14 protein-coding genes are annotated in these 18,125 nt (G+C 74.6%); 6 read left to right on the top strand and 8 right to left on the bottom strand.

Annotated features, from left to right (window positions below):
• Positions 1-45: 45 nt before the first annotated feature.
• Positions 46-2,010 carry a HelD family protein gene (locus ACGFZN_RS12505; RefSeq protein WP_393858575.1) on the bottom strand — a complete coding sequence of 655 codons (1,965 nt, stop codon included), beginning with the start codon at positions 2,008-2,010 and terminating at the stop codon, positions 46-48.
• 389 nt (positions 2,011-2,399) lie between these two features.
• Here ACGFZN_RS12505 and ACGFZN_RS12500 point away from each other — a divergent pair, with 389 nt between their 5' ends.
• Positions 2,400-2,582, top strand: coding sequence for a hypothetical protein (locus ACGFZN_RS12500; protein WP_393858422.1), 183 nt, complete (start codon positions 2,400-2,402; stop codon positions 2,580-2,582).
• A 78-nt stretch (positions 2,583-2,660) separates the two neighbouring features.
• Here ACGFZN_RS12500 and ACGFZN_RS12495 read toward each other — a convergent pair whose 3' ends face one another.
• Both ACGFZN_RS12495 and ACGFZN_RS12490 read right to left on the bottom strand, forming a co-directional pair.
• Positions 2,661-4,313, bottom strand: a complete 1,653-nt coding sequence (locus ACGFZN_RS12495) for a DNA repair helicase XPB (RefSeq protein ID WP_393858421.1) — start codon at positions 4,311-4,313, stop codon at positions 2,661-2,663.
• 69 nt (positions 4,314-4,382) lie between these two features.
• Positions 4,383-7,040 carry a helicase-associated domain-containing protein gene (locus ACGFZN_RS12490; RefSeq protein ID WP_393858420.1) on the bottom strand — a complete coding sequence of 886 codons (2,658 nt, stop codon included), beginning with the start codon at positions 7,038-7,040 and terminating at the stop codon, positions 4,383-4,385.
• A 125-nt stretch (positions 7,041-7,165) separates the two neighbouring features.
• Between ACGFZN_RS12490 and ACGFZN_RS12485 the strand changes: the two genes are divergently transcribed.
• Both ACGFZN_RS12485 and ACGFZN_RS12480 read left to right on the top strand, forming a co-directional pair.
• Positions 7,166-8,203 carry a hypothetical protein gene (locus ACGFZN_RS12485; protein WP_393858419.1) on the top strand — a complete coding sequence of 346 codons (1,038 nt, stop codon included), beginning with the start codon at positions 7,166-7,168 and terminating at the stop codon, positions 8,201-8,203.
• 337 nt (positions 8,204-8,540) lie between these two features.
• Positions 8,541-9,164, top strand: a complete 624-nt coding sequence (locus tag ACGFZN_RS12480) for an HAD family hydrolase (protein WP_393858418.1) — start codon at positions 8,541-8,543, stop codon at positions 9,162-9,164.
• Here ACGFZN_RS12480 and ACGFZN_RS12475 read toward each other — a convergent pair.
• Positions 9,134-9,391, bottom strand: coding sequence for a hypothetical protein (locus ACGFZN_RS12475; protein WP_330339233.1), 258 nt, complete (start codon positions 9,389-9,391; stop codon positions 9,134-9,136). The genes ACGFZN_RS12480 and ACGFZN_RS12475 overlap by 31 nt on opposite strands.
• Before the next feature lie 165 nt (positions 9,392-9,556).
• Here ACGFZN_RS12475 and ACGFZN_RS12470 point away from each other — a divergent pair, with 165 nt between their 5' ends.
• Positions 9,557-9,940, top strand: coding sequence for a cold-shock protein (locus ACGFZN_RS12470; protein ID WP_330339234.1), 384 nt, complete (start codon positions 9,557-9,559; stop codon positions 9,938-9,940).
• A gap of 40 nt (positions 9,941-9,980) precedes the next feature.
• Here ACGFZN_RS12470 and ACGFZN_RS12465 read toward each other — a convergent pair whose 3' ends face one another.
• From ACGFZN_RS12465 to ACGFZN_RS12450, 4 genes are all read right to left on the bottom strand, one after another.
• Complete coding sequence (locus ACGFZN_RS12465) at positions 9,981-10,829, bottom strand: 1,4-dihydroxy-6-naphthoate synthase (protein WP_393858417.1); 849 nt, start codon at positions 10,827-10,829, stop codon at positions 9,981-9,983.
• Positions 10,826-11,566, bottom strand: a complete 741-nt coding sequence (locus ACGFZN_RS12460) for a futalosine hydrolase (RefSeq protein WP_393858416.1) — start codon at positions 11,564-11,566, stop codon at positions 10,826-10,828. The genes ACGFZN_RS12465 and ACGFZN_RS12460 overlap by 4 nt, the downstream gene beginning before the upstream one ends.
• Positions 11,539-12,036 carry a DUF2771 domain-containing protein gene (locus tag ACGFZN_RS12455; RefSeq protein ID WP_393858415.1) on the bottom strand — a complete coding sequence of 166 codons (498 nt, stop codon included), beginning with the start codon at positions 12,034-12,036 and terminating at the stop codon, positions 11,539-11,541. The genes ACGFZN_RS12460 and ACGFZN_RS12455 overlap by 28 nt, the downstream gene beginning before the upstream one ends.
• Positions 12,037-12,156: 120 nt before the next feature.
• Positions 12,157-13,575 (bottom strand): MFS transporter, encoded by a 1,419-nt coding sequence (locus tag ACGFZN_RS12450; RefSeq protein WP_393858414.1) that lies wholly within the window; start codon positions 13,573-13,575, stop codon positions 12,157-12,159.
• Positions 13,576-13,837: 262 nt separating this feature from the next.
• On the opposite strand from ACGFZN_RS12450, the gene ACGFZN_RS12445 reads away from it, so the two are divergent.
• A complete protein-coding gene (locus ACGFZN_RS12445) occupies positions 13,838-14,764 on the top strand; it encodes a DUF3027 domain-containing protein (protein ID WP_393858413.1) in 927 nt (308 codons plus the stop codon).
• A 189-nt stretch (positions 14,765-14,953) separates the two neighbouring features.
• Positions 14,954-18,103, top strand: coding sequence for a sacsin N-terminal ATP-binding-like domain-containing protein (locus ACGFZN_RS12440; RefSeq protein ID WP_393858412.1), 3,150 nt, complete (start codon positions 14,954-14,956; stop codon positions 18,101-18,103).
• The last annotated feature ends 22 nt before the right edge of the window (positions 18,104-18,125 follow it).

Here is an 18,125-nt window from a genome sequence, read left to right as displayed (position 1 = left end):
CCGTGGGGACATGCCGGAACGGCACGACACCCTAGCCGTGCGCCGTCAGGCCAACTGCTCCGGCAGCGGCGCGGAATGGGTCACGATCAGACCCGACACCGCTCGGGTGAGCGCCACGTACAGCCGCCGCAGCCCCGTCCGCTCGTCCGGTTCGCCGTCCACCACCGCCTGGGGCTCGTCCAGGACCACGTAGTCGTACTCCAGGCCCTTGGCCAGGGAGGCCGGGACCAGGGTGAGCCGGGTCTGACGGGTGGTCTCCTCGCCGGGGGCGAGGTAGCTGATCCCCGCGTCCGTCAGCGCCTCGGCCAGCGCCGGGACGCGGGCGTCGGCGGCGATCAGGCCGGTCGAGCCCTCGTTGCGCAGCAACTCCTCGCAGGCGGCGACGACGTCGGACGCCCCGCCGGCGTCACGGATCTCGAAGAAGCCGGGGTTCTCACGGACGGAGGCGACCGGGGTGAGGCCCGGGGCGATGTGCGGCAGCAGGCGTGAGGCGTAGGCGATGACGTCGGTCGGGACGCGGAAACCGGCCGTCAGTTCCTCGATGACCCCCTCGCGCTTGCCGAGGTGGGCCAGCGCCTCCTCCCAGCTGCGGGTCGCCCACGGGGTCGTGCCCTGCGCGAGGTCGCCGAGGACGGTCGCGCTGCCCGTGGTGCAGCGGCGCCCGACCGCCCGGTACTGCATGGGGGACAGGTCCTGCGCCTCGTCCAGGACGACATGGCCCAGCGAGTGGGTGCGCTGGATCAGGTCGGCGGCCTCGTCGACCAGCACCGCGTCCGCCGGTGACCACCTGGCCGACTTCACGCTGCGCACCGGCTTGGCCCACAGGATCGTCTTCTGCTCGTCCTCGTCCAGGATCCCGGCCGCGTGCTCGGCGAGGAAGTCCGCGTCCGTCAGCAGCCGCAGGACGAGTTTGGCGGGGTCCACCTGCGGCCAGACCGTCTTCACCACCGCCTTCACCGCGCTGTTGCGGGCCACCGCGTCCTGCACCCGGTCGTCGGGCGCCTCCCCGGACCGCTCCATCTGCACCAGCACCGCGTGCGCGATCCGCTGCGGCAGGGCCTCGCGGGCGGCGCCGTAGCGGATGTCCCGCTGCAGCAACTCCCGGACGATCTCCTCCAGTTCGTACGCCGGGACCCGCCAGCGGCGTGAGCCGCGCACCACCACGACCGGTTCCGCCGGCATCGTCACGTGGGAGTACAGGGCCCGGCGCAGCACCTCGGCCATCCGCGCGTCGCCCTTGATCACGGCCGCCGCCGCGTCGTCCGTGCCGCGCACCTCGACGTGGGCGACCAGGTCGTCCACGGTGGCCTGCTGCACCGTCAGCTCGCCCAGGGCGGGCAGGACCTGCTCGATGTAGTGCAGGAAGGACTTGTTCGGCCCGATGACGAGGGTGCCGGTGCGGGCCAGCCGCTCCCGGTGGGCGTAGAGCAGATACGCGACCCTGTGCAGGCCGACGGCGGTCTTTCCGGTGCCGGGGCCACCCTGGACGCAGACCGTGCCGGACAGGCCGGCGCGGACGATCTCGTCCTGCTCGGGCTGGATGGTGGCGACGATGTCCCGCATGGGGCCGACGCGCGGCCGCTCGATCTCCTGCTGGAGCAGCTTGCTCGCGGTGGCCGCCTCGGCCGGGTCGGACAGGTGCTCGTCCTCGTACGCGGTCAGCTCGCCGCCCGTGTAGCCGAAGCGGCGGCGCAGCGCGATGTCCATCGGGTCCTTCTTGGACGCCCGGTAGAACGGCTGCGAGACCGGGGCACGCCAGTCGATGACCATGGGGTCGCCGTCGGCGTCGTGGACGTGCCGCCGCCCGATGTAGAACCTCTCCCCGTACGCCCCCTCCGCCTGGTCGGCGCCCGGCGCGTGCAGATAGTCCAGCCGGCCGAAGAACAGCGGGGTGTCGCTGAGGTCGGCCAGCGCCTTGATCCGCTCGTCGATCTGGCGGGACAGCACTTCGGCGTTGACCCAGTTCGCGGTGACGTCCCGGATGTCCAGCGCCTCCACGTCCTCGCGCATGGCGCGCAGCGCGGCGCGGGAGGCGGCGAGGTGGGAGCACTCTCGGGTGAGGGGATCGTCGTCGGGCGGGGACGTGAGCACGGGGATGCCTCCGGTGGACCTGCTGGGTGGCTACGACGATGCCGCCCGGTTTCCGACCGGGCGACGGCACTCCGCGGAGGGGAGGCGGGCAAGAGCGGAGATTTTAGGGGAGCGGGCGGGGGCGGGGCCAATGGATTTCCGCCCGGGGCGCCCGGTGCGCGCGTCGGTTCCGGCCGCCCGGCCGCCCCCTAGGGGACGCGCGCCCGGGAAGTAGGGGCCCGGCTCCACCCGAAGATCTACGCGGGGCTGTCCGGAACTGGACCCGGAGACCGATGCCTCCGGCATGTCCGGCGATCCACCATGGAGACATGAGCGCAGCAACCATCTCCCCAGGCCCCGCCCGGCCGCCGTCCGGGGCCACGGCCGTGGACGGCCCCCACCACCACTGGCTCGGCAACGCCCTGCGTGCCGTCAAGGTGTTCGCGGAGGCCGCCTTCGGCGTGATCATCCTCGGCGAGTACGGCGAGGAAGCGGGCATACGCCGCCGGTGACGGCGGCACCGGCCCCCGGCAGCACCCCCGTGCCGGCCCCGGCAGCACACCCCTCAGCGCGTGCCGTCCTCCGCCGGCTCAGCCCGTGCTGTCCTCCGCCAGGATCTCGTCGGCGTCCATGATCCGGTAGGCGTAGCCCTGTTCGGCCAGGAAGCGCTGCCGGTGGGCGGCGAAGTCCTGGTCGATGGTGTCGCGGGCGACGACCGAGTAGAAGTGCGCCTGGTGGCCGTCGGCCTTGGGGCGCAGGACCCGGCCGAGGCGCTGGGCCTCCTCCTGGCGGGAGCCGAAGGTGCCGGACACCTGGATGGCGACCGTCGCCTCGGGCAGGTCGATGGAGAAGTTGGCGACCTTCGACACCACCAGCACGCTGATCTCGCCCTCACGGAAGGCGTCGAAGAGCTTCTCGCGCTGGGCGTTGGACGTCTCGCCCTTGATCACCGGGGCGTTCAAGTGCTCGCCCAACTCGTCGAGTTGGTCGATGTACTGGCCGATGACGAGGATCTGCTGCCCGGCGAACCGGCGCACGATGGCCTCGGTCACCTTCCGCTTGGTGTCCGTCGTCGCACAGAAGCGGTACTTCTCCTCGGTCTCGGCCGTGGCGTACGCCAGCCGTTCGGAGTCCGTGAGGTTCACCCGGACCTCGACACAGTCGGCGGGCGCGATGTAGCCCTGCGCCTCGATCTCCTTCCAGGGCGCGTCGAACCGCTTCGGCCCGATGAGCGAGAACACGTCCGACTCCCGGCCGTCCTCCCGCACCAGCGTCGCGGTGAGGCCCAGCCGGCGGCGGGCCTGCAGATCCGCGGTGAACTTGAAGACAGGAGCGGGCAGCAGATGCACCTCGTCGTAGACGATCAGACCCCAGTCCCGGGAGTCGAAGAGTTCCAGGTGGGGGTAGACGCCCTTCCGCCTGGTGGTCAGCACCTGGTAGGTGGCGATGGTGACCGGGCGGATCTCCTTCTTCGTGCCGCTGTACTCGCCGATCTCGTCCTCGGTCAGCGAGGTCCGCTTCACCAGCTCGTGCTTCCACTGCCGGGCGGAGACGGTGTTGGTGACCAGGATCAGGGTGGTGGACTTGGCCTGTGCCATCGACCCGGCCCCCACCAGCGTCTTGCCGGCGCCGCAGGGCAGCACGACGACACCGCTGCCGCCGTGCCAGAAGTTCTCCACGGCCTGCTTCTGGTACGGCCTGAGCGCCCAGCCGTCCTCCAGCAGCTCGATCGGGTGCGCCTCGCCGTCGACGTACCCGGCGAGGTCCTCGGCCGGCCAGCCCAGCTTCAGCAGTGTCTGCTTGATCTGCCCGCGCTCGGAGGGGTGCACGACGACCGTGTCCGGGTCGATCCGCGCTCCGACCAGCGGGGTGATCCGCTTGGACTTCAGCACCTCCTCCAGCACCGGCCGGTCGGTGGTGGTCAGCACGAGTCCGTGCGCGGGGTGCTTGGAGAGCGTGAGCCGCCCGTAGCGGTCCATCGTCTCGGCGATGTCCACGAGCAGCGCGTGCGGCACCGGGTACCGGCTGTACTGCACCAGCGCGTCCACGACCTGCTCGGCGTCGTGCCCGGCGGCACGCGCGTTCCACAGCCCCAGCGGAGTGACCCGGTAGGTGTGGATGTGCTCGGGGGCCCGCTCCAGCTCGGCGAACGGCGCGATGGCCCGACGGCAGTCGTCGGCCCGCTCGTGGTCGACTTCCAGGAGCAGGGTCTTGTCGGACTGGACGATGAGGGGACCGTTCACGCGGGCTGCCTTTCCGAACGGCTGGACGGGGCCAAACATCCAGTGTGCCGCACCCGGCGGCGATCACCCTCAGTCCTCCGCCAGCTCCGCCACTCCGGTGATCCGGTGCAGGGGGTAGGTGCGGACCTCGTCCGCGGTGTGGTCGTACGCCGTGACGAAGCCGCCCTCCACCTTGACCGGGGCGATGACGCGCTGGCTGGCGGCGCCGTCGGCGTTGACGTAGCCGATCCACAGGCTCGCCCCGGTCAGCACGGCGGCCTGCACGGTGGCCAGGGTCTCGGCGGAGGAGGTACGGGGCGGTTCACCGCCGGAGGGGGCCTCGCCGGCGGGCTTGCGCGGGGCGGTGGCGGCCAGGTCGCCGGCCCGGATCGCGCGGATCGCCGCCGAGAGCAGCGTGGCGTCGGGCGGCGGCGGGCCGTCCGGGACCGGCTCGGGCGCGGTGCGCGGCGGGGTGCGGTGGGCGTGGGCCCGGGCGATCAGCACGTCGCCCTCGGCGGACTCGGCGGCCGGTGCGTAGCCCATCGCGCGCAGGCCCTCCAGCAGCGCGGCCGGGTCGGACTGGGTGGCCAGCACGGTCGGGGCGAGGCGGCGCAGACGCAGGGCGGCGGCGCGCTTGTCGGCCAGGATCTCGTTCAGCAGGCTGTCGTCGTCGCAGCGCACGTACGCCGAGGCCGCGCCGACCCGGAGGTGGCCGTGTTTGCGGGCCACGTCGTCGATCAGATAGGCGAGCGGCTGCGGCACCGGGGTGCGGGAGTGCTGGGCGAGGAAGGCGTGCAGGTCGGCGGCGGTGTGGCCGGCGTCCAGCGCGCGTCGCACCGAGGCCGGGGTGAAGCGGTACACGGTCGCGCCGCCCTTGGACTCGACGTCCGCGAGCACGTCCAGCACATCGGCCAGCGGACGCTGCAGCGGCCCCGGCGCAACCGCCGTCAGGTCGGCCTGGAGCAGGACGTGGTCCAGCGGCTCGGGGAGCAGCGGCGCGAGCAACCGCGCGGCGGCGGCCGTCGCCACGGCCTGCTCGGCGGGAGAGAGCGGAGCGAGGACGTGCGCGGGCCGGTGGTGATGGTGCACGGGCAGCTTGTCCCCCGGGCCGGAGGACTCGGGAGAAGAGGGCTCGGCGGGCCGGGGGGTGCCGGTGCCGGCCGAGGAACCGTGGGCGGCGGCCTGAGCGGGCGCGGTGCCGGCGGTCGCGCGGGACGTGTCCGGGGCGTCGGAGCCGGTGCGGGAGCCCGCACCCGGGGCCGGGGCGCCGAGCAGGGCGCGGCCGTGTGCCGACAGAGCGCCGCGGCCGGTGATGCCCAGCAGTTCCGCCTCGGACAGGGTCCAGCGGGCGAGCCGGGAGCGCAGGTCCTCATCGGCGCCCCGCTGCTGGGGGCCGCGCAGCGGGCGTTCCCAGCGCAGGCGGGCCAGCACCGCGTCGGCGCCGGGCGCCGCGCCGGCCGGCAGACCGGCCAGCAGGGTCAGCACCCGGTGCCGTACCTCGGGCGCGGCCGAGCGGTCCAGGCCCGGGCCGAGCGCGGAGAGGGTACGGTCCTTGGCGTCCCGGCCGCCGACCAGCCCTGGCGTGCGGGTGGCCGCGAGCCAGGCCTCGGCGAGACGGGCCCAGCGTTCGGCGGCGGGCCGCTCCAGCCACTCGTCGTAGGCGGGGGTGGCCGCGTACCGCTCGTCGGCCTCGCCGTCGGAGGCGATCAGACCGGCGGCGTAGGCGAGTTCCACCCAGAACGCGGCGACCGGCTCGGACACGTCCAGGGCCACGGCGGTCCGTTTCAGGTCGCGGACGCTGAGACCGCCGGCCCGCAGGACGGCCGGACCGCCCTCGTCCCAGTCCTTCAGCAGCTCCTCGACCGTGGCGAGCGCGGTGTACGCCTGTCCGGCCGCCGTCGCGTCCACCACCTGCGGGCTGTGGGTGGCGGCCGGTTCGACGGCGGGCGGCAGCGGCTCGGGGGCGCGGTGGGCCCGCCCCTGACGCAGGTGCAGGGCCACCTCGCGGGGCAGCACGACCGTGCCGGGCGCGGTCGGCAGCAGCAGACCACGGTCCAGCAGCCAGCGCAGATGCGCGGCCGGCTCCGGGGTGACCTGCCCGTACGGCGGCCCCCACACCAGCCGCGACAGCACCTCCACGGCGGGCTCGGGGGCGTCGGCGAGCAGCTTCGCCATCTTCTTCCGGTCCGAGAACAGCGCGGTGAGCGCGGCCACGGCGGACACCGAGTCATGGGTCGAGGGCAGCCCGGCCGCCGTGACGATCTCCTGGATCCGGCCCGGCGACATGCCGGAGGTGGCCTCCTGCACGGTGGGCCCGAGCCCGGTCGGGGAGGGGTGCTGCGGGGACGGCGCGAGCAGTTCGCGGGCGGTGCGGACCAGCCGCAGCCGGTCGTCGTCGCCCCACACCAGCGCCTGTTCGCGCAGGGTGCCGAGGGCGTGCGGCAGCGCGGCGGCGACCGTCTCGTCCCCGGCGTCCCCGGCCATCAGGCCCAGCAGCGTGTCGTACGACGCCGGGTCCGGGGCCACGGCCAGCGCCTCCGCCGTCTGCAGCGCGAACCGGTCGAGCCGCTCCAGCGCCCGCAGCACCGAGGCCCGGGTGCCGGCCCGGGTGGCCAGCTGGGTGAGGTCGGTGGGGACGGGCGTGATGAGGTCGGGGCGGCTGCGCAGCAGCGCGGCCAGGGAGGCGTCGTCCCGCGCGCGGAGCGCTTCCGCGAGGGAACGGGGTGCTGGGTGGGCCGCTTGGCTCATCTGACCCACGGTAGCGGCTGCCACCCCCGAGGGGGGCGCCCCGGGACCCGGTACGGGCCGTCGGACACCTCTCTGCGCTACCGTCCTCACGGGGTTTCATCGCCGCCACCCCGGAGGGGCTTGCGTTGGGGATCGAGAGCGACCAGGTCGTCTACGAGTACCTGAGCCGTGTCGGAGACATCGCTCAGCAGCGCCAGCTGCCGTCGGCCACGCGGATGCGGCTCGTCTCCGAGCTGCGCGGCGAGATCGAGCGGCACCGGGCCGGGGCGACGGTCGACAGCCCCGCGGCGGTCCGCCGCATCCTGGACCGGCTGGGCAGCCCCGACGAGGTGGTGGCCGCCGCGGGCGGCGGGTCCGGCGCCGGCCGGGTTCCGCAGCCGGCGTCCGCCGCCGTGCCCGTACAGCCCGTGCCGGCCGAGCCGAAGCGCCGGCGGAAGCAGGCGTGGGAGTCGGCGGCCGGTGACGGTGACAAGGGCGGGGCCGGGGAGCGCCGCAAGGGGCTGCGCCGGGCCGTACCGCGCCAGTCCGCGCCCTCCGCCCCGCGCGACGCCGCGTCCCCGCCGCACCTGGCCCCCGCGCACGAACTGGGGGACAGCGCCGCACAGCCCGACTGGTGGCGTCTGGGCGGGAATCCGTTCGGGGTCTCGGCGGAGACGGACTCGGTGCCGGGGTTCGTGGGCGGGGTGGAGATCCCGGAGCTGCTCAGGCGCCCGCCGAAGGAGAAGGCGCCGGTGGAGCGCGCCGAGCCGGAAGAGGCCGCCGCGCCCGAGCCCGAAGCGGAGGCCGGGCCCACCGCGCGCCGGCGCCTGGTGCCCCGGCCGGCCGCCGGCTGGACCAACCCCCTTCTGCTGCTGGCCGCCGCCGCGCTGATCGCCGGCGCGGTGCTCGGCAACTGGTTCGCCCTGCTGCTCGGCTGGGTGATCGCCTACGGCTCCCGGCGGCTGACCGCCGCGGAGACCAAGGTGGCCGTGATGGTCCTGCCCGGCACGGCCGTCGCCGCCGGGCTGGTCTGGCTGTGGGGACGGGTCAACGGCCGCTGGGGCGCCCCGATCGCGCAGGGCCACATGAACGAGGCGGTCGCCGGGACATGGCCGTGGGTGGTACGGGGAGCGGCGATCGCCTCGGCACTGTTCCTCCTCTGGCGCTCCCAACGCACCCGCTGACCCACCGATGGAAACGGGCCGCCGACCGGCGGCACCGCTTGGACACCCGCTGGGGGAGCCGGAGGGAGCGGGTCGCCATCCGGGTGGCAGGCGCCCGGACTTCCCTGTGGGCGCCGACCGGAGCGCGCTGGTGATCCGCGGCTCCGCTTGAACAGCCATGGGGGCAGCCCGAGCGGCGGGTCGCTGTCCGGGCCACGTGCGCCCGGGGGCCTGCTGAGGCGCCCGGTCGCCGGGGAGCCGGAGGTGGCGGGCGCCCGGAGACCCGCTGACCCACCGCCCGAAGAGGCCCGCCGACCGGCGGCGTCCGCCTGGGCACCCCACTGACACAATGACCCATATGACATTCACCGTCGGCTTCGACCTCGACATGACCCTGATCGACTCCCGGCCCGGCATTCACGCCTGCTACACGGCGCTGGCCGAGCGGACCGGGACGTTCATCGATGCCGATCTGGCGGTGACACGGCTGGGGCCGCCGCTCGCCGAGGAGCTGATCAACTGGTTCCCCGCGGAGCGGGTGCCGGAGATGGCCGACCTGTACCGGGAGATGTACCCGGTGTACGCCATCGCCGCGACGCCCGCGATGGCCGGCGCCCGCGAGGCGATGGCCGCGGTGCGGGCGGCAGGCGGACGCACGATGGTGGTCACGGCGAAGTACGAGCCCAACGCCAAGCTGCACCTGAGCCACCTGGGCATCGACCCGGACGTCGTCGTGGGCGACCTGTGGGCCGAGCGCAAGGCGGAGGCGCTGCGCGAGTACGCCGCCGGCGTGTACGTCGGCGATCACGTCGGGGACGTGCGCGGCGCCCGCACGGCGGGAGCCCTGTCGGTCGGCGTGGCGACCGGACCCTGCCCGGCCGAGGAACTGCGCGCCGCCGGGGCGGACGTCGTCCTCGACGATCTGTCCGCCTTCCCGGCGTGGCTGGCCGGTTACCGGGAGGCCGAGGCCTCGCGCGCCTGACGGCGGCCCGCGGCGACCGTCCGCAGGACGCCCGCGCCGGCGAGGAGGAAACCGACGGCCATGAGCATGCTCAGGCCGTACATGTAGGTGGGAAACGGCTTCGTGCCGAGGAACAGCGGAACCACCGTGACCACGGTGGCCAGCGCCCCGGCGAAGAAGACGATCGCACCGGCGCGGATCAGCCCGTCACCGGGTGCGGCGGAATTCGTTTGGGTTTTGTCACGCACCGGACCAGGGTAGTTCCCAGCGCGAGGGAACAACCGGGGGACGTCTTGTCACCCGCCCCGAGACCATTAGCCTTGGTAGCGGCGGGTCATGGACGACCCGCTCTAGTGCTATCAAGAGCACTTTCGAAGCAGTCTCCCCAACTAGTACGAGGACGAGGACAGACGGTGCCGACCGGGCGTGTCAAATGGTTCAACAGTGAGAAGGGCTTCGGCTTTCTCTCCCGCGACGACGGCGGTGACGTCTTCGTCCATTCCTCTGTTCTCCCCGCCGGAGTCGACGCACTCAAGCCGGGACAGCGCGTCGAGTTCGGCGTCGTCGCCGGTCAGCGCGGTGACCAGGCCCTGTCGGTGACCGTCCTGGAGCCGACCCCGTCGGTGGCCGCCGCCACCCGCAAGAAGCCGGACGAGCTGGCCTCGATCGTGCAGGACCTGACGACCCTCCTCGAGAACATCACCCCGATGCTCGAGAAGGGCCGCTACCCGGACAAGGCCTCCGGCAAGAAGATCGCCGGCCTGCTCCGCGCGGTCGCCGACCAGCTGGACGTCTAGCCGCCGTACGGGAGTCAGCCGGCCGCACCACCAGGCCGTACTACGGAAAAGCGAGCGCATCCGGGCCGAGGGGCGGCACCAGCCCCTCGGCCGCCGCACGTGTGAGCAGCCCGCGCACCGCCGCGTAGCCGTCCTCGCCGAGGTCGGCGGTGAACTCGTTCACGTACAGCCCGATGTGCTGGTCGGCCACGGCCGGGTCCATCTCCTGGGCGTGCGCCATGACGTACGGGCGGGACGCCTCGGGGTCGTCCCAGGCGGCCCGCACGGAGGCGCGGACGGCGTCGGCGAGCCGGTTCAGCCGCTCCGCGCCCAGCGAGCGCCTGGCGATGATCGCGCCGAGCGGGATCGGCAGCCCGGTGGTCCGCTCCCAGTGCTCGCCCATGTCGGCGAGCTTGTGCAGACCGTAGTTCTGGTAGGTGAACCGCGCCTCGTGAATGACGAGCCCGGCGTCCACCTTGCCGTCCCGCACGGCCGGCATGATCTCGTGGAAGGGCATGACGACGATCTCGCCGACCCCTCCGGGCAGGGTGTCCGCCGCCCACAGGCGGAAGAGCAGGTACGCCGTCGACTTCTCGCTGGGCACCGCGACCGTACGGCCCGTGAGGTCGACGTCCGCCTCCCGGGTGAGCACCAGCGGCCCGCAGCCCCGGCCCAGCGCCCCGCCGCACGGCAGCAGCGCGTAGTCGCCGAGGACGTACGGCAGGACGGCGTACGACACCTTCAGCACGTCGAACTCGCCGCGCTCGGCCATGCCGTTGGTGATGTCGATGTCGGCGAACGTCACGTCCAGCGCGGGGCCGCCGGGGACCCGGCCGTGGGCGAGGGCGTCGAAGACGAAGGTGTCGTTCGGGCAGGGGGAGTACGCGATCTGCAAGGGCTCAGCGGTCATACGGTTTTCCAACTCTCCAGTGCGGGGGCGAGCTTCCCGAATGCCTCGGTGAGGGCGGTGAGCGCGTCGCCGATGCGCCAGGCGGCGCGGTCGCGCGGGCCGACCGGGTTGGACACCGCGCGGATCTCCAGCACCGGCAGCCCGTGCGCGGCGGCGGCCTCGGCGACCCCGAAGCCCTCCATGCCCTCGGCGAGCGCGCCCGGGTGCCGCGCGCGCAGGGCGGCGGCGCGGGCGGCGGTCCCGGTGACGGTGGAGACGGTGAGGACGGTGCCGGTGCGGGCGCCGGTGGCCTCGGACACCAGGCGCACGGCGGCCCGCGGCGGCCGGTGGGTGACGGTGCCGAAGCCCAGCTCGGTGACCGGGAGGAAGCCTTCGGTGGTTTCTGCGCCCAGGTCGGCCACGGTGATCGCGTCGGCGACGACGAGCGAGCCGACGGACGCCTCGGGCGGGAAGCCGCCGCCGATCCCGGCGCAGACGACCAGGTCGTACGGGGCGCCGTCGAGGACGGCGGCGGTCAGGGCGCCGGCGGTGGACGCGGCGGCGAGGGCCGGGCCGACGCCGGCGGCCAGCAGGTCCCAGCCGCCCGCGGCGCGGCACAGCAGCGCGCCGGGAAGCCGTACCTCGGCCGCCTCCCCGGGCAGCGCCCGTGCCACCGCGTCCCGCTCGGCGGGGACCGCGGTGGCCACGAGGATGCGTGCCGAGGCCGTGATCAGGCCTTCTTCAGCTTGAACGACCACATGCCCTGGTTGGACTTCGAGCCCATCCGGACCGTGACGGTGTTGGTGTCGCCCTGGGTGCCGTACTGCTGGTTGAAGAACGCGCTGCCCGGGATGGTGCGGTACGTCTTGTTGCTGACGTCGGTGAACTGCTGGCCGTTGACCAGGAGGACCCAGCCGGAGTCCGCGATCTTCGGGTCGACGCCGATGCGGACCGTCTCGTCCTGGTCGACCTTGATCGACTTGGCGTTCCCGACGTTCTTGACGCACTTCGCCAGCGTCTTGGCGTCCAGCGCGTTGCCGTCGTTGTAGCAGATGGCCTCGGAGCTGACCGAGCTGTCGCCGACGGTCACCGTCGCGACGGGCGTCGGCTTCTCGCAGGCCGACAGAGCGAGCAGTCCGGCGGAGACGAGGCCGGCGGCGACGACGACGCGGCGGCGGCGCACAGCCCGGTGTACATCAGCGGCTTCGCCGCGGGGCAGCATGGTCATGGCCGAAGGCTATCGGGCGCCCCGATCCGTCCGCCCACGTGGGGTGCGGCGTGCCCGGTTCGTTACGCCAGCCGTGCCCCTGACCGGAGCGCCGCCGCCGGTTCGCCGTCCCCCGGCAGCTCAGGCGACCCGGGAGTGCGGCCGGCCGCCGTGCCGGGCCGAGGCGAGCAGGCCCCTGAGGGTGGTGAGCCAGCCGGCGGCGACGAACACCGCGCCGATCAGCAGGCCGACGGTGCCGTCCAGCGGCAGCACGATGCCGACGGCGCCGCCGAACACCCACGCCATCTGCAGCAGCGTCTCCGAGCGGGCGAACGCCGAGGTGCGCACCAGCTCCGGAACGTCCCGCTGGATCAGCGCGTCCAGGGCCAGCTTGGCCAGCGCCTGCCCGAATCCGGCGACGGCCGCGAGACAGGCCACCAGGAACGCCCCGAAGAACAGGGCGGCCACGATCGCCGTGCCGAGCACCACCGCGACGACGGCCACGATGATGATCTCCGGGGCGCGTGACCTGAGCCAGGAGCCGACGGCCGTGCCCAGCGCGTTGCCCGCGCCGGCGGCGACCCCCACGATCCCGAGCGAGACCGCCGCGCTCTCCCCGGTCAGCGGGTGCTCGCGCAGCAGGAACGCGAGGAAGAAGATCAGGAAGCCGGACAGGCAGCGCAGGGCCGCGTTGGCGCCGAGCGCGTGCGTGACGGCGGGGCCCACGGTCCGCAGCCCCGGCCGCTTGATCCCCTCCTTGTCGCGCTCCTTCCGGCGCTGCGTGCCGTGCAGATGCTGCTCGTCGGCAGCGAGCAGCGCCACGTCCTCGCCCTTGGCGGAGTCCACCTTGGGCGGCAGGGAGAACGACAGGAACGTCCCGCCGACGAAGATCAGGAAGGCGCCGTACAGCGGCCAGGGATCGCCGACCCGGTGCAGCCCGGCCGCGACCGGCGCGGCCACACCGGTGGCCAGCAGCCCCGCGAGGGTCACCCGGGAGTTGGCCCGCACCAGGGAGAACCGGGGCGGCAGCAGCCGCGGCACGACCGCGCTGCGCACCACGCCGTACGCCTTCGACGCGACCAGCACCCCGAGCGCGGCCGGATACAGCTCCAGGCTGCCGCTCGCCACGGCGCCCGAGACGACCAGTGCCAGCAGGGCGCGGGCGAGCATGGCCCCGGCCATGGCGGCGCGCCGGCCGTGCGGCAGCCGGTCCAGGAGCGGGCCGATGACCGGGGCGAGGACGGTGAAGGGCGCCATGGTGATGGCGAGGTACAGGGCGACCCGGCCGCGCGCCTCGTCGGTCGGCACGGAGAAGAACACCGTGGACGCCAGTGCGACGGTGACCATCACGTCGCCCGCGCCGTTGACGGCGTGCAGCTCGATCAGCTTGCCGAGGCCGGACTCGCCCGCCCCGTGCGCGTGCGTGGCTCTGCGGATCCCGCGCGCCGCCCCGGTCACGGGGACGTGCAGGGCACGCCCGACGGAACGGACGGCGCCACCGGCCCGGCTCGCACCGCCACCTCGAACACCACGCCTGTCCGCGGTCGCCACGTGGTTCATAGTGCCCTGAGAAGCGGGTGGATAGTGCGGTCCCGCGCGGATGAGGCCGAGGGGCGGGCGGACGGGAAGGAATCCCGCGTGGCGGCGAGGAATCTTGTTCGGTGTAGCGTGCCTATCTCAGCCATAACGCAGAATGGATGGCAGAGGTGCGCCCGAGCGCGCGGATGCATGACGTCGATGCGGTCCCCTGGTCCGCTCCGTCGGCAGGCCCGCCTTCAGGCAGCCGCCCTCGACGAGACGGCGTAGGAGAGAAGCGATACCTGTGAGCGCAGCGACCACGCGAAGCCGCACCCCCGACCGTCTGTGCGCCGAGGCGGTCGATCTCGCCCGCGCCGCCGCCGAGGAGGCCGCCGCTCCCGGTGTGGTCGGGGAGCACGTGGGCCTCGTCTCCGAGGGCGACCGAGTCGTCACGCACTTCTTCGAGTGCAAGGAGCCCGGTTACCGCGGCTGGCGCTGGGCGGCGACCGTGGCCCGCGCCTCCCGCGCCCGGATCGTCACGCTCGACGAGGTGGTCCTGCTGCCCGGCCCCGACGCCCTGCTCGCCCCCGAGTGGGTGCCGTGGAGCGAGCGGCTGCGGCCCGGCGACCTCGGCCCCGGCGATCTGCTCCCCACCGACCAGGACGACCTGCGTCTGGAGCCCGGTTACACGGGTGAGGAGGAGCCGCCGCCGAACTCGGCCGTCTCCCAGGAGATGGCGGAGCTGGCGGAGGCCGAGGACGCCGACGTCGCCCCCGGCGCCCCCGCCGTCCAGCCCACCGCCCCGTCCCGGGGCTCGATCGCGGCCGTCGCCGAGGAGCTGGGCATGCGCCGGGCCCGGGTGCTGTCCCGCTACGGCCTGCACGTTGCCGCCGACCGCTGGGAGGAGTCGTACGGCGCCAAGACCGCGATGGCCCAGGCGGCCCCCGCGACCTGCATGACGTGCGGCTTCCTGGCACCCATCGGCGGCTCCCTGGGGCAGGCGTTCGGGGTGTGCGCCAACGAGTTCTCGCCCGCCGACGGGCATGTGGTCTCCCTGGGCTACGGCTGCGGCGGCCACTCCGAGGCGGCCGTCATGCCGAAGCCGCCCCAGCCGGCCCCGCCGGTCATCGACGAGACCCGCGTCGACCCCTTCCCGCTGCGCCCCGCCCGCGACTCGGGCTCGGTCCCGGAGACGGGCGACGAGGACACGGCGGAACTGGGGCATTCCTGACCCGGGCTCTCACCGTCCGGAAGCCGGGCGCGACCGGGTGAGGGTACGAGCCGCGGCGACCCCCGCCCGCCGGCCGGCGAAGCCGCTCCGGGCCCTGTCGTCGGCCTCCCGCCGCCCGCCCTCCGGGCGGGGCCGCCCGCTCACCGGCGGATCCGTCCGCGCCGCGCTGTACCTTCGTCCTCACGCGTGATGAGGAGTGTGAACGTGAGCAGCAAGTACGTGCGGCCGGCGGCCGAGGGTGCCGATCCGTTCGGGACGGCCCGGCTGCGCCGTGGTGTCCTCGACGCCTGGGCCACCAGCCCCGCCCGGTTCCGGGAGGACGCCAACGCCGAGGAGGACCTGGTCCTCGGCGGCTACCGGGACCGGCTCGTCGTCGAGCTGGCCCAGAACGCCGCCGACGCCGCCGCCCGGGCGCGGGTGCCCGGCCGGCTGCGGCTCACCCTCCACGGCGGCGTCCTCGTCGCCGCCAACACCGGCGCCCCGCTGGACGCGGCCGGTGTCGAGTCGCTGTCCACGCTGCGCGCCTCCGCCAAGCGGGACACGGAGGTCACTCAGGGCGCCGTCGGCCGGTTCGGGGTCGGGTTCGCCGCCGTGCTCGCGGTGACCGACGAACCCGCGATCGTGGGCCGGCACGGCGGTGTCCGCTGGTCGCTCGGCGAGGCGCGGGAGCTGGCCGCCGAGACCGCCCGGCACAGCCCTGGCCTGGGCGACGAGGTGCGGCGGCGGGACGGCCATGTGCCGCTGCTCCGGCTGCCGTTCGCCGCCGAGGGCACCGCCCCGGACCCGTACGACACCGCCGTCATCCTGCCCCTGCGGGACGCGGCCGCCGCCGATCTCGCCGAGCGGCTGCTGAACGCCGTCGACGACGCGCTGCTCCTCGCCCTGCCGGGCCTGACCGAGGTCGTCATCGAGGCCGGCGGCGCCGAGCGCACCCTGCGCCGCCGCGACGAGGGCGCCGTCGTCGTGGTGGAGGACTCCCGCGCCGGCACCACCCGGTGGCGCACCGCCTCCGCGCACGGCCCGCTCACCCCCGACCTGCTCGCCGACCGGCCCGTGGAGGAGCGGCTGCGCCCCCACTGGTCGGTGACCTGGGCCGTGCCCGAGGACGCGGACGGGCGGCCGGTGCGGCCCCGGACCACGCCCGTCGTGCACGCGCCGACCCCCAGCGACGAGCCGCTCGGCGTGCCCGCCCTGCTCATCGCCTCCTTCCCGCTCGACACCACCCGCCGGCACACCGCTCCCGGCCCGCTCACCGACTTCCTGGTGCAGCGCGCCGCCGACGCCTACGCCGAACTGCTCGCCGACTGGCGGCCGGTGACCGACGGCATCATCGACCTGGTGCCGGGACCGCTCGGCAAGGGCGAGCTGGACGGCGCGCTGCGGCAGGCCGTGCTGGAGCGGCTGCCGCGCACCGCCTTCCTGCCCCCGGCCGTCCTCGCGCAGGGCGACGACCACGAGCTGCCGCAGGCGCTGCGGCCCCGGGACGCCGAGGTCGTGGAGGGCGCCGGTGCCGACACCGTGCGGGTGCTCGCCGAGGTGCTGCCCACCCTGCTGCCCGCCGGACTGGAGCGGCGCGTCGAGCTGCGCACCCTCGGGGTGGCCCGGCTGCGGCTCGCCGACGCCGTCGACCGGCTCGCCGGCCTGGAGAAGGACCCCGGCTGGTGGTGGCGGCTCTACGACAGCCTCGCCGGGGTCGACCCCGACCGGCTGTCCGGACTCCCGGTGCCGCTCGCCGACGGGCGGACCACCATCGGCCCCCGGCAGGTCCTGCTGCCCACCCCCGACGCCGCCCGGATCGACGCGGACGTCCTCGGGCGGCTCGGCCTGAAGGTGGCCCACGAGGAAGCCGCGCACCCGCTGCTGGAGAAGCTGGGCGCGCTGCCCGCCACCCCGCGCGCGGTGCTCACCACCCCGCAGGTGCGCGCCGCCGTCGCCGCCTCGCTGGACGACGAGGGCGGCATCGGGGGCTGGGAGGAGGACGCCCCGGACGCGGAGGAACTGGCCGACACCGTCCTCGCGTTGGTCCGGGACGCGGGCCTCGAGCCCGGCGACGAGCCCTGGCTGGGCGCGCTCGCCCTGCCCGACGAGGACGGGGAACCGGCCCCCGCCGGCGAACTCGTCTTCCCCGGCAGCCCCTTCGCCCGGGTGATCCGCGAGGGCGAACTGGCCGCCGTGGACCAGGAGCTGGCCGACAAGTGGGGCGAGCAGCCGCTGGCCGCCTGCGGCGTGCTCGCGAACTTCGCGCTGGTCCGCGCCACCGACGTGGTCCTGGACCCGGACGAACTGGAGCCCAGGGAGAGCGACTTCGCCGAGCCCGACGACGCCGGGCTGCTGGACGCCGTCGACGTGTGGTGCGAGGACGTCCTCGACCGCTTCCCGGACAGCCCGGTGCCGCCGGTCGCCACCGAGCTGGTCGCCGTGCGCGACCTGGACCTGGTGGACGACGACCGCTGGCCCGAGGCCCTCGCGCTGCTCGCGCAGCCCCCGCTGCGGGACGCGCTCACCCAGCCGGTCCGCATCCTGCTGCACGACGGCACCCACGACACCGTACGGCCGTACACCGCCTGGTGGCTGCGCGGGCACCCGGTGCTCGACGGGCGCCGCCCGGCCGGGCTGCTCACCGCCGGCGGGGACCCGCTGCTGCGCGGGCTGTACGACGAGGCCGACGCCACCGGGTTCGAGGACGAGCAGGTGCTGCGCGCCCTGGGCGTGCGCACCTCGGTCGCGGCCCTGCTGGACGAGCCCGGCGGCGCCGCCGAGCTGCTGGACCGGCTCGCCGACCCCGCGCGCACCGTGACGCCCGCCCAACTGCACGGCCTGTACGGGGCGCTGGCGGAGATGGACCCCGAGCAGGTGACCCTGCCGGAGGAGCTGCGGGCCGTGGTCGACGGCCGGGTGGAGGTCGTGGACGCGGCGGAGGCGGTCGTGGTCGACTCGCCCGACCTGCTGCCGTTCACCGCGGGCGTCCCGCTGCTGCCGGTACGGCCGTCCCGCGCGGCCGAGCTGGCGGAGCTGTTCCAGGTGCGGCGGCTGAGCGAGTCCGTCACCGGCGAGGTGCACTCCGAGGGGACCGAGCACGAGGTGCCGGAGCCGGTGCGGGTGCTGCTCGGCCCGCGCATGCCCGAGACGTACGTGGAGCACGACGAACTCGTCGTGGACGGTGTGGAGATCGACTGGCGGCTCACCGACGACGGCGTGCTGCACGCGGCCACCCTGGAGGGGGTCGCGGCCGGGCTGGCGTGGGCGGCGGGACAGTGGCCCCGGCGTTTCGAGGTGGCGGCCCTGCTGGAGGACCCGTCACGGACGGAGGAGCTGGCCCGGGACCGCTGGTTCGACTGACGGCGCCCCGGCGACCGCCTCC

This window comes from Streptomyces sp. NPDC048192, from assembly GCF_043202415.1.
Classification (GTDB): domain Bacteria; phylum Actinomycetota; class Actinomycetes; order Streptomycetales; family Streptomycetaceae; genus Streptomyces.
This window is presented reverse-complemented; position numbering and strand designations above follow the sequence as displayed.